This window comes from Flavobacterium zhairuonense, from assembly GCF_004352915.1.
Lineage (GTDB): Bacteria > Bacteroidota > Bacteroidia > Flavobacteriales > Flavobacteriaceae > Flavobacterium > Flavobacterium zhairuonense.
Genome location: NZ_SJSY01000011.1, coordinates 1 through 243, shown reverse-complemented (window position 1 = coordinate 243; position 243 = coordinate 1). Strand labels below are relative to the sequence as shown.

The window sequence follows — 243 nt, the reverse complement described above, 5'->3', positions numbered from 1 at the left end:
ATCAACAGCAATGCAGGAGGCACGACAGCATCCCTGACTGCCAATGACACGCTGAACGGAACACCGGTAACGGTTGGAGCAGGCACAGGACAGGTGACTTTCATGTTGGTAAGCACGCTTCCTGCAGGATTAACAATCAACGCGGACAAGACAATTACAGTAGCTCTGGGCACAGCTTCAGGAAGCTATGAAGTGGAATACACGATCTGCGACAATGATCATGCGCTGAACTGCGATACAGTG

At 51.0% G+C, this 243-nt stretch carries 1 protein-coding gene; it reads left to right on the top strand.

Features of this window, described 5'->3' with window-relative positions:
- The coding region (locus EYY60_RS22370) for a hypothetical protein (RefSeq protein ID WP_208749413.1) at positions 1-243 on the top strand (243 nt) is incomplete at both ends.